Origin of the sequence: Nissabacter archeti (genome assembly GCF_018257325.1) — a bacterium.
Classification (GTDB): domain Bacteria; phylum Pseudomonadota; class Gammaproteobacteria; order Enterobacterales; family Enterobacteriaceae; genus Chimaeribacter; species Chimaeribacter arupi.
This window is the reverse complement of the sequence record NZ_JAERKB010000018.1, coordinates 25,727-38,831: the sequence shown is the minus strand read 5'-3', so window position 1 is coordinate 38,831 and position 13,105 is coordinate 25,727. Positions and strand designations below refer to the sequence as shown.

Below are 13,105 nucleotides of genomic sequence, written 5' to 3'. Positions count from 1 at the left end.
GGACTTTGATCATGGATTACAAAATTTCGCCCTCGCTGATGTGCATGAATCTGATGGAGATCCGCCAGCAACTGGCGGTGCTCAACCGCCGCGCCGACATGCTGCACATCGACATCATGGACGGCCACTACGTGAAGAACATTACCCTGTCGCCGTTCTTTATCCAGCAGATCCGCCCGCACACCCCGCTGGTGCTGGATGTGCACCTGATGGTGGAAAACCCCACCGATTTCATCGTGCCGATTGCCGAAGCCGGGGCGGACTTTATCTGCCCCCATGCCGAAACCATCAACCGTGACGCCTTCCGCGTGATCAACCAGATCCGTTCGCTGGGCAAACAGGTCGGCGTGGTGCTTAACCCGGCGACGCCGGTGGGCTACCTGCGCCACTACATTCACCTGCTGGACAAGATAACCGTGATGACGGTGGACCCAGGCTACGCCGGGCAGCCGTTTATCCCGGAGATGCTGGAGAAAATCCGGGAGCTGCGCGATCTGAAGCGCGAGCACAATTATCGCTACCTGATCGAAATCGACGGCTCCTGCAACACCGGCACCTACCATGACCTGATGGCCGCCGGGGCGGAGGTGCTGATCGTCGGCAGTTCCGGCCTGTTCAACCTCGACAGCGATCTGGACGCGGCCTGGGACAAAATGCTCGATCACATGCGCCGGGCGGCGTAAACGCGGAGAGGCGTATGCAGCAATTTCTTGGGGTCGATATCGGCGGCACGCACACCCGGCTGATCGTGATGGACGCACAGCAGCAGTTCAGCGGTTACCGCAAGGTGAAAACCGCAGAGTGGGCGCAACAGCCGCAGCCGTTGCAGGGGCTGACTGACCTGATTGGCGCGGCGCTGCCCGCCTTGGGGGAAACGCGGGTGATGCTCGGGCTGCCGGGCATCTTGTCCCGCGACCGGGCGCGGGTGCTGTCACTGCCGTTTATCCCGGCGCTGGATGACCAGCCGGTGGCGGCGCAACTGGCGCAGGCGCTGGGTGTGGAAGTGCGGATGGACAAAGACGTCAACCACCTGATGTGGTGGGATTTAACCCGCCTGCCGCAACTGCCGCGCGTGGCGGCCGGGGTCTACCTCGGCACCGGCATGGGCAACAGCCTGTGGCTGGACGGCGCGTTTTACCACGGCGCGCACGGGGCGGCAGGCGAGCTGGGGCACATTCCCTGGCCGGGGCTGGAGACGCAGTGCCGCTGCGGCAAACAGGGCTGCGTGGAGAGCGTGACCGCCGGGCACTGGCTGGCGGCGTGGGCGGCAGAACACGCGCCTGGGACGGCCATCGGCGCGCTGTTTGTGGAGCAGGGGGCGCACCCCGATGTGCAGGCGTTTATCACCCGGCTGGCGCAGGCGATCGCCACTGAGATGAACATCCTGGACCCGGAGCACCTGGTGCTGGGCGGCGGCGTGCTGGCGATGCCGGGCTTCCCGCAGGCAACACTGGTGGCGCAGATCCGCGCCCATCTGCGTGCGCCGCAACCGGCCTCAGGGCTGGCAATCACCTTCAGCGATGTCACCGATGAGACCGGCTGCCGCGGCGCCTGTCTGGCGGCCGCACGCGACCCGCTCTTTTCCGGCAGCAGGAGACAGGCATGAGCAACAAAGTATGCGTTTTTGGATCGTTTAACCTGGATATCGTGGCCGGCATGGCGCGCTTTCCCCAGCCGGGTGAGTCGCTGATTGCGCGCACCAGCATGATGGGCGCGGGCGGCAAAGGGGCCAACCAGGCGATTGCGGCACTCAAAGCGGGCGCGCGGGTGCATTACATCGGAAAAGTGGGGCGCGATGACTTCGGCCAGTTTGCCCGCCGCCACCTCGACAGCGCCGGGTTTGACGCCGTGACGCTGTTTTCCACCGGCGAACGCCCCACCGGTAACGCGCTGATTTATGTGGCGGGTGAAGACGCCGAGAACATGATTGCGGTGGACCCCGGTGCCAACCTCACCGTCACCGATCAGGAGATTGACCAGTGCCGCCCGGCGATTGCTGCCGCCGATATCCTGCTGACCCAGCTCGAGAATAACCTGTCGGCCGTAACGCGGGCGATTGCGCTGGCACGCGAGGCGGGCACGCCGGTGATCCTCAACCCCGCGCCGTTCCAGCCGGTGCCGGATGCGCTGTTGCCGCAACTGTTCCTGCTGACGCCGAACGCCACCGAGTGCGCATTGCTGAGCGGCGTCCCGGTCACGGATGTGGCGTCCGCCCGGCGGGCGGCAGAGGTGCTGCACCGCAAGGGCGTCACGGCGCTGATTATCACGCTCGGCACCCAGGGCGCGCTGCTGTCATTGGACGGTGAAACCACGCTGATCCCGGCCTGCCGCGCGACGCCGGTAGACACCACCGGCGCGGGGGATGCCTTTAACGGTGCGCTGGCGGCGCGGCTGGCGGCCGGGGCGACCCTGACGCAGGCCGCGCAATTTGCCTCGGCCTATGCGTCGGTCTGTGTGGAACGGCCCGGTGCTGCCGCCTCCATGCCGGAGTATGCAGAAGCGCTGGCGCGCCAGCAGGCCTGCGCCTGAGGCGCTTTTTTCATCCTGCGCGGGGCGCTGTTTCCGCCTGCGCGGGACGTTATTTCAGCCAGCCTTGCTGGTGGGCCGCCTGCAAATGGGTTTCCAGGTAACGCCACAGCTCCGGGTGCACCTCGCCGATAAAGGCGTTGCGGTTCAGCACCTGCTCCAGCCGCACGCCGTTCTCTACCCAGCTCTGGCCCTGGTTGTTCAGGTTCATGATCACCGGCAGCACCCGGTCAATCAGCAGGGCGAAGCGCGCTTCCGGCGTTTCACCCTGTTCATACTCATGCCATAACGCCAGAAAACGGCTGCTCTGCGGCTCCGGCAACAGGCCGAACAGCCGCACCGCCGCCGCCTGCTCTTTCTCCTGCACCGCCGCCCGCCCGGCGAGGTCATACACCAGCACATCCCCCGCGTCGATCTCCACGATGTCATGCAGCAGCGCCATCTGAATCACCGTCGGCAGGTCAATTGGCTCCCCGGCGTAGGGGGCCAGCGTCATCGCGGCGACGGCAAAGTGCCAGCTGTGTTCGGCAGAGTTCTCATGCCGGGTGGTGCCGAGCACTTTGGTGCGGCGCTCCACGGTTTTGAGCTTGTCGATTTCCATCAAAAAATGGAACACCTCGGTCATGGAACCAAAATCAAGGGCAGGGGACAGCAAAGACATGGCGACTCCAGAGCAAACAGTGAAAAGGGATAGATTCGTTAATGCCGAGTATTTCGTTAACGGCGTGTTGTGACAAGGTTTCACCGTTTATTTTAAGCGTACACGTGTACACTGGAATAATTCTCAGTTAGGCTGTGGGGTGACTGATGACGATGAGTGGTGAAATTTTTTTATGCTGAAAGGAACCGGAAAACGATGACGGAAACCGTGACCACCCAGAAATCCGCCGCTTACCCGTGGGCGGAAGAGGTAGCAAACAGCATCAGCCACGGCATCGGGTTGTTGCTGGGCATCATCGGCACGGTGATGCTGCTGATGGGGGCCTTCGGCGAAAAGGCCGGGCTGACCACCTTAATCAGCTACAGCGTCTATGGCGGCAGTATGGTGCTGCTCTACCTGGCCTCAACGCTCTACCATGCGATACCGCACGCACGCGCCAAATACTGGCTGAAGAAAATTGACCATTGCGCCATCTACCTGCTGATTGCCGGCACCTATACGCCGTTCCTGCTGGTGGGGCTGAACTCGCCGCTGGCGCAGGGGCTGATGGCGGTGATCTGGGGGCTGGCGCTGGTCGGGGTGCTGTTCAAACTGGCGTTTGCCCACCGCTTCGAAAAGCTGTCGCTTATCACCTACCTGACGATGGGCTGGCTGTCGCTGGTGGTGATTTACCAGCTGGCCGTGACGCTGCCGTGGGGCGCAGTGGCGCTGCTGGCGCTCGGTGGGGTGATTTACAGCCTGGGGGTGATTTTCTACGCCTCTGAGCGCTGGCGCTTTGGCCACGCCATCTGGCACCTGTTTGTGCTGGGCGGCAGCCTCTGCCACTTTCTGGCGATTTACCTGTACGTATAATGAAACGTGCGGTGATCGCGAGGCGATAAACGCGCAACGTATAAAAAACGGAACCCCAGGGGTTCCGTTTTTTTTCATGCCGCCAACCTGTTATTTCTCTTCGGCCAGGGAATAGGGCAGCGGCTGGATAGACAGGGTGCCGGAGGCGTCGTCACGCACGCGGAACACGCTCTCCGGGGCCAGATCGTTATTCATCACTACCTGTACCCACAGGCTGCCGTCGCTGAGCTGAACGGCCGCCAGCACCGTGCCGGTGCGCCGCCAGTTTTCGCCCATCTGCATCTCCAGGTCCTCCCCGGCTTCCGGCACGCGCGCTGCCTGCCCGGCCAGCCAGTAGAGCGCACGCTTGTTTGCCCCGCGGTATTTGGCGCGCGCCACCATCTCCTGCCCGGCATAGCAGCCTTTGCTGAAACTGATGCCCGCGGGCAGGGCCTGCAGGTTGGTGGCCTGCGGGATAAACTGCGCGCTGTTGGCGCTGTCGATCACCGGGTAACCGGCCTCGATGTCCAGCGCCAGCCACTGTTCGCTGTCATTGTACTGCGCCTGTTCGCCCAGTTTTGCCATCAGCGCCCCGGCTTTTTCCGGGGTGGTGACCAGCAGGTAACGCTCGGCAGGCAGGGCGAAGTGCAGCAGCGTGGAGTCGCCGGCGTGCACCACCGGGTGCTCTGCCGTCGGCAGCTCATCAAACAGCCCGGCCAGCGCGGCGCGAGCCTGGAAACCGGCCACGCCCAGCAGCGCCGCCTGATCGTCGGCCGCAAAGGTCACTTTGGAGAATACCGCGTACTTCTTGATCTCAGCCAGCTGGCTGTCACGCACGCTGCGGCGCTCCAGGTAGGCCCAGCCGTCACCGTACGGGAACAGCCGCAGGTTGCTCCACATTTTGCCTTTGGCATCACAGTGGGCGCACAGCACATGCTGGTCAGTGCCCAGTGACGCCAGATCGGCCGTGACCTGGCCTTGCAGGTAACTGACGGTGTCAGCACCGGCCACCGTCACCAGCGCCCACGCCTCCAGGGAGATCAGGGTCAGGGGCAGATGGGAGGACGCCGAGGGTTTTTGTGGGGGAAACGGGGTGGTATACGCCATATAAGGTTCCTGCCGGTAGAGGGCCATAAGGGTTTGCCTTAATGGTAAAAGAGGCTCAGGGGATTGCAACAGGTATTCGTGGCATCCGCTGCGCAGAACCCTGCTGCCCGGCAAGGGGTTGCAGACTCTTTTTCCGGCATGTGCCGAATTGTTACGTCGCCGCGCGTGCAGAATGTTAAAATCAATTTAAACTGATGCACTCCCCTGACAGAAAAGGCCGGTAAAACACATGGATATTAACAACAAGGCACGCATTCACTGGGCATGCCGCCGCGGTATGCGCGAGCTGGATATCGCCATCATGCCGTTCTTTGAACACGAATATGACACCCTGAACGAGACGGACAAACAGCTGTTCGTCCGCCTGCTGGAGTGTGACGATCCGGATCTGTTCAACTGGCTGATGAATCACGGCGCGCCGCAGGACAATGAATTGCAGCGCATGGTTACCCTGATTCAGACGCGAAATAAAGACCGTGGCCCAGTGGCGATGTGATATCCGGGTCTCCTGGCGGACGCAATTACTCTCCCTGTTCCTGCATGGCGGGCTGATCCTGCTGGTGCTGCTGGCCCCGTGGCCGGAAGGTTACCTGCTGGTGTGGCTGACGCTGGTGGTGCTGCTGGTGTTCCAGTGCATCCGCAGCCAGAAAAATATCTCGGCGCGGCACGGGGAGATGGTGTTTCTGGCGCCTGCGCACCTGCGCTGGAAACAGCGTGAATGGCTGGTGGTGCGCCCGCCGTGGCTGATGCGCAGCGGCATGATCCTGACGCTGCAACCGCTGGCGGACGGCACGCGCCTGCCGTTCTGGCAGCGCCGCCGCCAACGGCTGTGGCTCGCCTCAGACGCCCTGACGCCCGCGGCGTGGCGGCACCTTTGCCTCTATGCACGCCAGCAGGGCAGCGCCCCGCACGGGGCCGACAACCACAGCCCCTGAACGGCATGACAGACCTGAACGGGATTACAGTCCTGATCGGCGTTACAGTCCTGAACGGGATTACAGTCCTGAACAGTGTTACAGCAGTGGGGCCATCTCCTCGAGGATCTGTTCGCACCACTGCTGGAGGCGTTCGTCGCTCAGCTCATACTGGTTCACCTCATCCAGCGCCAGCCCGACAAAGTGTTTGCCGTCCGGCGTCACGGCTTTGGGGCTGGTGAACTCAAAGCCCTCGGTGGGCCAGTAGCCGATAAAATGCACGCCTTTCGGTTTCAGCTGGTCATGCAGCAGGCCGAGGGCATCCAGGAACCATTCGCCATAGCCGAGCTGGTCGCCCATGCCGTACATGGCGACAATTTTGCCTTTCAGGCTCAGGGTCACCAATTGGTTCCAGACGGCTTCCCAGTCCTCCTGGATTTCGCCGAAGTCCCAGGTCGGGATGCCGAGGATCAGTACCGGGTATTCTTCCATCAGTTTGGGGTCGGCATCGCGCAGGTTGTGCAGGTCAACCAGCTCCTCGCCCAGGATGTCGCGGATCTTTTCCGCGGCCATTTCGGTGTAACAGGTGCTTGAACCGTAAAACAGACCAATCTTCATCTTTATGTTGCCATTTGGTTACTGAATTGCAGATAAGGTGAGTGTATCAGATTTGCCCCACTATTTTGCCCGGCGATAAGGCATAATGGCGGGCGAATTCACCTCATTCCGGGAGCCGGTGTGACAGAGCATGAGCACGATCACAGCCTGATTGAACAGTTTCTTGATGCCCTCTGGCTGGAGCGCAATCTGGCACAGAATACCCTTGATTCCTACCGTCTGGATCTCCAGGCGCTGGCCGCCTGGCTGCATCACCATCAGGCCGGGCTGCTGAGCGCCGATGCCCCGGCGTTACAGGCGTTTCTGGCCGAGCGGGTGGAGGGCGGCTACAAGGCCAGCAGCTCGGCGCGCCTGCTCAGCGCCATGCGCCGTTTGTTCCAGTACCTCTACCGTGAAAAGCAGCGCAGCGATGACCCGACAGCGCTGCTCTCGTCACCCAAGCTGCCGCAGCGGCTGCCGAAAGATCTCAGCGAGGCGCAAATCGAGGCGCTGTTGCAGGCGCCCAGCACCGAAAACCCGCTGGAACTGCGCGACAAAGCGATGCTGGAGCTGCTCTACGCCACCGGGTTGCGCGTCTCGGAGCTGGTGGGGCTGACGCTGAGCGACGTCAGCCTGCGGCAGGGCGTGGTGCGGGTGATCGGCAAAGGGAATAAGGAGCGGCTGGTGCCGCTGGGCGAAGAGGCCGTGCACTGGCTGGAGAATTACCTGGAGTTTGGCCGCCCGTGGCTGCTGAACGGCCAGGCGCTCGACATCCTGTTCCCCAGCAACCGCAGCCAGAAAATGACGCGCCAGACCTTCTGGCATCGCATCAAGCACTATGCGATCCTTGCCGGCATTGACAGTGAGCGGCTGTCGCCCCACGTGTTGCGCCACGCTTTCGCCACCCATCTGCTGAACCACGGTGCGGATTTGCGGGTCGTACAGATGTTGCTGGGCCACAGCGATCTCTCCACCACCCAGATTTACACCCATGTGGCGACGGAACGGCTGAAACAGCTTCACCAACAGCATCACCCCCGCGCCTGAGTGCCGGGTGAACCCATCAGGATATGCACAAGGAACTGACCATGAAAAACCATTTTGTGTCGCTGGCACTGCTGACCGCCGTGTTGTGCGGCAGCGCGCAGGCGGACGATGCCGCCATCAAAGCCAGCCTGAAAGGGCTGGGCGTGCAGCATGTTGAGATTTTGCCTGCGCCGGTGGCCGGGCTGAAAACGGTACTCACTGAAAATGGCGTGCTTTACACCACGGACGATGGCCGTTACATGGTGCAGGGGCCGCTGTATGACGTCAGCGGCAAGCAGCCGGTCAACATCACCAACCGCCTGCTGCTGGACAAGCTGAACAAGCTTGAGCCGGAGATGATCGTCTATAAAGCCGCCCAACAGAAACACGTGATCACGGTGTTTACCGACATCACCTGTGGCTATTGCCATAAGCTGCATGAGCAGATGAAAGAGTATAACGATCTGGGCATTACCGTGCGCTACCTGGCGTTCCCGCGCCAGGGGCTGGACTCGGTGACCGAGAAAAAGATGCAGGCCATCTGGTGTGTCGCTGACCGCAAGAAAGCGTTTGATGACGCCATGCGCGGCGAGGCCATTTCCCCGGCGACCTGCGACACTGACATCGCCCGCCACTTTGAGCTGGGCGTGCAGTTCGGCGTCTCCGGTACCCCGGCTATCGTGCTGGAAAACGGCAGTATGGTGCCGGGTTACCAGCCGCCAAAAGAGATGGCCGCGATGCTGGATGCCCAGAAATCCGCACAAAATTAAAGAACGGTGGTAAGCCCTGAGTGATCATGCAAACAACCCTCCGCCGCCGTGAGGCGGCCCCGGCCGACGGCCTGCCCGCAGACCTCAACCCGCTGTTGCGCCGGCTTTATGCCGCGCGCGGCGTCCGTGCCCCGCAGGAGCTGGAGCGCGGCGTGCGCGGCCTGCTCAGCTACCAGCAACTGAGCGGTATTGAGCGGGCGGTCGCGCTGCTGCAACAGGCGCTGGCTGACCGGCGGCGCATCATGGTGGTCGGTGATTTCGATGCCGACGGCGCCACCAGTACCGCGCTGACGGTGCTGGCGCTGCGCAGCATGGGCGGCAGCGAGGTGAATTATCTGGTGCCGAACCGCTTCGATGACGGGTACGGCCTCAGCCCGGAAGTGGTGGAACAGGCCGCGGCGCGCGGCGCGGAGCTGATCCTCACCGTCGACAACGGCATCTCTTCCCATGCGGGCGTTGACCTGGCGCACCAGAAAGGGATTCAGGTGCTGGTCACCGATCACCACCTGCCGGGCGAGACGCTGCCCGCAGCAGAGGCGATCATCAACCCGAACCTGGCCGACTGCGATTTCCCCTCGAAATCCCTGGCTGGGGTCGGCGTCGCGTTCTACCTGATGCTGGCGCTGCGCAGTGCGCTGCGTGACGCCGGCTGGTTTGCCCAGCGCGGCCTGAAAGAGCCGAACCTCGCGGAGCTGCTCGACCTGGTGGCGCTCGGCACGGTGGCGGACGTGGTGCCGCTGGATGCCAACAACCGCATCCTGGTGTTCCAGGGGCTGAACCGCATCCGTGCCGGGAAATGCCGCCCCGGCATCCGTGCGCTGCTGGAAGTCTCCGGGCGTGAGGCGCGCACCCTGGCGGCCAGCGACCTCGGTTTCGGCCTCGGGCCGCGGCTGAACGCGGCCGGGCGGCTGGATGATATGTCGATCGGCGTGGCGCTGCTGCTCAGTGACGACATCGGGCAGGCGCGCGCGCTGGCCAACGATCTTGATGCGCTGAACCAGACGCGGCGCGAGATCGAACAGGGGATGCAGGCTGAGGCGCTGGTGCTGTGTGACCAGCTTGAGCGCACCACCACCGAGCTGCCCTACGGGCTGGCGATGTACCACCCGGAGTGGCATCAGGGCGTGGTCGGCATTCTCGCCTCGCGCATCAAAGAGCGCTTCAACCGGCCGGTGATCGCCTTTGCCCCGGCGGGCGAGGGGGTGCTGAAAGGCTCCGGCCGCTCGATTGCCGGGCTGCACATGCGCGATGCGCTGGAACGGCTCGACACCCTGCACCCCGGCCTGATGATGAAGTTCGGCGGCCACGCGATGGCGGCCGGGCTGTCACTGGAGGAGGCGCAGTTTGAGCGCTTCCGCGACTGCTTTGCGGAACTGGTGGGCGAGTGGCTCGACCCAAGCCAGCTGGAAGGGGTGGTCTGGTCAGACGGTGAACTCGCGCCGCAGCAGATGACGCTGGACACCGCCGAACTGCTGCGTGAAGGCGGGCCGTGGGGGCAGGCGTTCCCGGAGCCGACGTTTGACGGCATGTTCCGCATCCTGCAACAGCGGCTGGTGGGTGAGCGCCACCTCAAGCTGATGGTGGAGCCGCTGGGCGGCGGCCCGCTGCTGGACGGCATCGCGTTCAACATCGACACCACCCTCTGGCCCGACAGCAGCGTGCGTGAAGTGCAGCTCGCGTACAAGCTCGACGTCAATGAATTCCGCGGCAACCGTAACGTGCAATTATTAATCCAGCATCTGTGGCCGCGCTGAGCGGCCGCAGGGCGGGAAAGCGCGCCAGAAATCGGCGCAACTTGCTATAAACCGGCAGCCAGATCCGCTAGAATTACCGGTTCGAATGGCATTCCGTCATCTGCGACACTAACGTAAGACTTAAAAACCATGTTTGAAATTAATCCGGTAAAAAATCGAATTCAGGACCTGTCTGCACGGACAGCGGTCCTGAGGGGGTATCTTTGACTACGATGCCAAGAAAGAGCGACTGGAAGAAGTAAACGCCGAGCTGGAACAGCCCGACGTCTGGAACGAGCCTGAACGCGCCCAGGCGCTGGGCAAAGAGCGCGCCTCACTGGAAGCGATCGTCGAGACCCTCGACCAGCTGAACCAGGGGCTGGAAGATGTCAGCGGCCTGCTGGAGCTGGCGGTGGAAGCCGAGGACGAGGACACCTTCAACGAAGCGGTTGAAGAGCTGGACGGGCTGGACGGCAAGCTGCAACAGCTTGAGTTCCGCCGCATGTTCTCCGGTGAATATGACAGCGCCGACTGCTACCTGGACATCCAGGCCGGTTCCGGCGGCACCGAAGCCCAGGACTGGGCCAGCATGCTGGTGCGTATGTACCTGCGCTGGGCCGAGGCCAAAGGCTTCAAGACTGAAATCATCGAAGAATCCGACGGTGACGTGGCCGGGCTGAAATCCGCCACCATCAAGATCATCGGCGACTACGCCTTTGGCTGGTTGCGCACGGAGACCGGCGTTCACCGTCTGGTGCGTAAAAGCCCGTTTGACTCCGGCGGCCGCCGCCACACCTCCTTCAGCTCCGCGTTCGTCTACCCGGAAGTGGAAGAGGACATCGATATCGAGATCAACCCGGCAGACCTGCGCATTGACGTCTACCGTGCCTCCGGCGCGGGCGGCCAGCACGTTAACCGGACGGAATCCGCGGTGCGTATCACCCACATTCCGACCGGCACGGTCACCCAGTGCCAGAACGACCGCTCCCAGCATAAAAACAAAGATCAAGCGATGAAGCAGATGAAGGCGAAGCTGTATGAGCTTGAGATGCAAAAGAAAAATGCTGAGAAACAGGCGATGGAAGAGAACAAATCTGACATCGGCTGGGGCAGCCAGATCCGCTCTTATGTGCTGGATGATGCCCGCATCAAGGATCTGCGCACCGGCGTTGAGACACGTAATACCCAGGCCGTGCTGGACGGTGACCTGGACAAATTCATTGAGGCAAGTTTGAAAGCCGGGTTATAAGGAACCAAAATGTCTGAGCAACAACCCCAAGGCGCAGATCAGGCGCAGGAACTCAACAGCGAACTGAAGGCGCGCCGCGAAAAGCTGGCCGCCCTGCGCGAAAAAGGCGTGGCGTTCCCGAATGATTTCCGTCGTGACAGCACCTCCGACACCCTGCACGCAGAGTATGACAGCAAAGAGAACGACGAGCTGGAAACCCTGGGTGTGGAAGTCACCGTCGCCGGCCGGATGATGACCCGCCGCATTATGGGCAAGGCGTCGTTCGCCACCCTGCAGGATGTCGGCGGCAAGATTCAGATCTACGTGTCACGTGATGATCTGGCGGAAGGCGTCTACAACGAGCAGTTCAAGAAGTGGGATCTGGGCGACATCATCGGCGCACGCGGCACGCTGTTCAAAACCAAAACCGGCGAGCTGTCGATCCACTGTACCGAACTGCGTTTGCTGACCAAAGCCCTGCGCCCGTTGCCGGACAAATTCCACGGCCTGGCCGATCAGGAAACCCGCTACCGCCAACGTTACCTTGACCTGATCGCCAATGATGAATCGCGCCACACCTTCAAGGTGCGTTCGCAGATCATGTCCGGCATCCGGACCTTCATGGTGGAGCACGGCTTCATGGAAGTCGAAACGCCGATGATGCAGGTGATCCCGGGCGGTGCGTCAGCGCGCCCGTTCATCACCCACCATAACGCGCTCGACATCGACATGTACCTGCGTATCGCGCCGGAACTCTACCTGAAGCGCCTGGTGGTCGGCGGGTTCGAACGCGTGTTCGAAATCAACCGTAACTTCCGTAACGAAGGGGTCTCCCCGCGCCACAACCCTGAGTTCACCATGATGGAACTCTACATGGCGTACGCGGATTACCGTGACCTGATCGTCCTGACCGAAAACCTGTTCCGCACCCTGGCGCAGAGCGTGCTGGGCACCACCGTGGTGCCGTATGGCGAGCAGGAGTTCGATTTCGGCAAGCCGTTCGACAAGCTGACGATGAAAGAAGCGATCCAGAAATACCGCCCGGAAACCAACCTGGCCGACCTGGATGATTTCGACAAAGCCGTCGCCATTGCCCACTCCCTCGGCATCAAGGTCGAGAAGAGCTGGGGCCTGGGCCGGGTGGTCACGGAGATCTTCGAAGAGACCGCTGAAAGCCACCTGATCCAGCCGACCTTCATCACCGAATACCCGGCGGAAGTCTCGCCGCTGGCGCGCCGCAACGACGAAAACCCGGAGATCACCGATCGTTTCGAGTTCTTCATCGGCGGCCGCGAAATCGGCAACGGCTTCTCGGAGCTGAACGATGCAGAAGATCAGGCGGAGCGTTTCCAGCAGCAGGTGAATGCCAAAGATGCCGGTGATGACGAAGCGATGTTCTACGACGAAGATTACGTCACCGCACTGGAGCACGGCCTGCCGCCGACCGCGGGTCTCGGCATCGGTATCGACCGCATGGTGATGCTGTTCACCAACAGCCATACCATCCGCGACGTGATTCTGTTCCCGGCGATGCGCCCGCAGAAATAACCTGCTGTTCTGTTCTGAAAGGGCGCTCCGGCGCTCTTTTTTATGCCTGTTATCTGGCGTGAGTGATGTGTTATGACCAGGCCTGATATTTTGTTATGGGCTAAATGATAGGAATAACAGTGCCTTAGTGTGACGCTGGTCAGACACGTTCAGACAAGGGGCAC

Annotated in this window: 14 protein-coding genes; 11 read left to right on the top strand and 3 right to left on the bottom strand. The window is 61.9% G+C overall.

Annotated elements, in window-relative coordinates:
• Nucleotides 1–11: 11 nt before the first annotated feature.
• Genes alsE through rbsK form a run of 3 tightly spaced genes read left to right on the top strand, consistent with a single transcriptional unit; the run spans nt 12 to nt 2,529 of the window.
• Nucleotides 12–683 carry a D-allulose 6-phosphate 3-epimerase gene (alsE, locus tag JK232_RS20785; RefSeq protein ID WP_101834820.1) on the top strand — a complete coding sequence of 224 codons (672 nt, stop codon included), beginning with the start codon at nt 12–14 and terminating at the stop codon, nt 681–683.
• Between the two features lie 14 nt (nt 684–697).
• Complete coding sequence (alsK, locus tag JK232_RS20780) at nt 698–1,606, top strand: allose kinase (RefSeq protein ID WP_072932724.1); 909 nt, start codon at nt 698–700, stop codon at nt 1,604–1,606.
• A complete protein-coding gene (gene rbsK / locus JK232_RS20775; RefSeq protein WP_212589645.1) occupies nt 1,603–2,529 on the top strand; it encodes a ribokinase in 927 nt (308 codons plus the stop codon). Before alsK ends, rbsK begins: the two co-directional genes overlap by 4 nt.
• Before the next feature lie 49 nt (nt 2,530–2,578).
• Here the strand turns inward: rbsK and JK232_RS20770 are convergent, their stop codons facing one another.
• On the bottom strand, nt 2,579–3,187 hold the full coding sequence (locus JK232_RS20770) for an HD domain-containing protein (RefSeq protein ID WP_072932719.1): 609 nt from the start codon (nt 3,185–3,187) through the stop codon (nt 2,579–2,581).
• Between the two features lie 195 nt (nt 3,188–3,382).
• Between JK232_RS20770 and trhA the strand changes: the two genes are divergently transcribed.
• Nucleotides 3,383–4,039, top strand: a complete 657-nt coding sequence (gene trhA / locus JK232_RS20765) for a PAQR family membrane homeostasis protein TrhA (protein ID WP_072932716.1) — start codon at nt 3,383–3,385, stop codon at nt 4,037–4,039.
• A 90-nt stretch (nt 4,040–4,129) separates the two neighbouring features.
• Here trhA and ygfZ read toward each other — a convergent pair whose 3' ends face one another.
• Nucleotides 4,130–5,125: a tRNA-modifying protein YgfZ gene (gene ygfZ, locus JK232_RS20760; RefSeq protein WP_072932794.1), complete on the bottom strand. Its 996-nt coding sequence runs from the start codon at nt 5,123–5,125 to the stop codon at nt 4,130–4,132.
• Between the two features lie 229 nt (nt 5,126–5,354).
• On the opposite strand from ygfZ, the gene sdhE reads away from it, so the two are divergent.
• Both sdhE and JK232_RS20750 read left to right on the top strand, forming a co-directional pair.
• Nucleotides 5,355–5,621, top strand: coding sequence for an FAD assembly factor SdhE (gene sdhE, locus JK232_RS20755; RefSeq protein WP_072932713.1), 267 nt, complete (start codon nt 5,355–5,357; stop codon nt 5,619–5,621).
• On the top strand, nt 5,602–6,060 hold the full coding sequence (locus JK232_RS20750; protein ID WP_072932711.1) for a protein YgfX: 459 nt from the start codon (nt 5,602–5,604) through the stop codon (nt 6,058–6,060). Before sdhE ends, JK232_RS20750 begins: the two co-directional genes overlap by 20 nt.
• Before the next feature lie 78 nt (nt 6,061–6,138).
• On the opposite strand, the gene fldB is transcribed toward JK232_RS20750, so the two are convergent.
• A complete protein-coding gene (gene fldB / locus JK232_RS20745) occupies nt 6,139–6,657 on the bottom strand; it encodes a flavodoxin FldB (RefSeq protein WP_072932709.1) in 519 nt (172 codons plus the stop codon).
• Nucleotides 6,658–6,777: 120 nt separating this feature from the next.
• Between fldB and xerD the strand changes: the two genes are divergently transcribed.
• From xerD to lysS, 5 genes are all read left to right on the top strand, one after another.
• Nucleotides 6,778–7,683 (top strand): site-specific tyrosine recombinase XerD, encoded by a 906-nt coding sequence (gene xerD, locus JK232_RS20740; RefSeq protein WP_101855003.1) that lies wholly within the window; start codon nt 6,778–6,780, stop codon nt 7,681–7,683.
• 41 nt (nt 7,684–7,724) lie between these two features.
• Nucleotides 7,725–8,432, top strand: a complete 708-nt coding sequence (gene dsbC / locus JK232_RS20735; protein ID WP_072932705.1) for a bifunctional protein-disulfide isomerase/oxidoreductase DsbC — start codon at nt 7,725–7,727, stop codon at nt 8,430–8,432.
• Nucleotides 8,433–8,458: 26 nt separating this feature from the next.
• Nucleotides 8,459–10,186: a single-stranded-DNA-specific exonuclease RecJ gene (gene recJ / locus JK232_RS20730; RefSeq protein WP_246538761.1), complete on the top strand. Its 1,728-nt coding sequence runs from the start codon at nt 8,459–8,461 to the stop codon at nt 10,184–10,186.
• Between the two features lie 129 nt (nt 10,187–10,315).
• Nucleotides 10,316–11,414, top strand: a protein-coding gene (gene prfB, locus JK232_RS20725; RefSeq protein WP_101828979.1) for a peptide chain release factor 2 whose coding sequence is annotated in 2 segments (ribosomal slippage) — nt 10,316–10,390 and nt 10,392–11,414 — 1,098 coding nt in all. Because the reading frame shifts where the segments join, the coding sequence is not laid out codon by codon here.
• A 9-nt stretch (nt 11,415–11,423) separates the two neighbouring features.
• Nucleotides 11,424–12,941, top strand: a complete 1,518-nt coding sequence (gene lysS / locus JK232_RS20720; protein WP_072932700.1) for a lysine--tRNA ligase — start codon at nt 11,424–11,426, stop codon at nt 12,939–12,941.
• Nucleotides 12,942–13,105 lie beyond the last annotated feature (164 nt).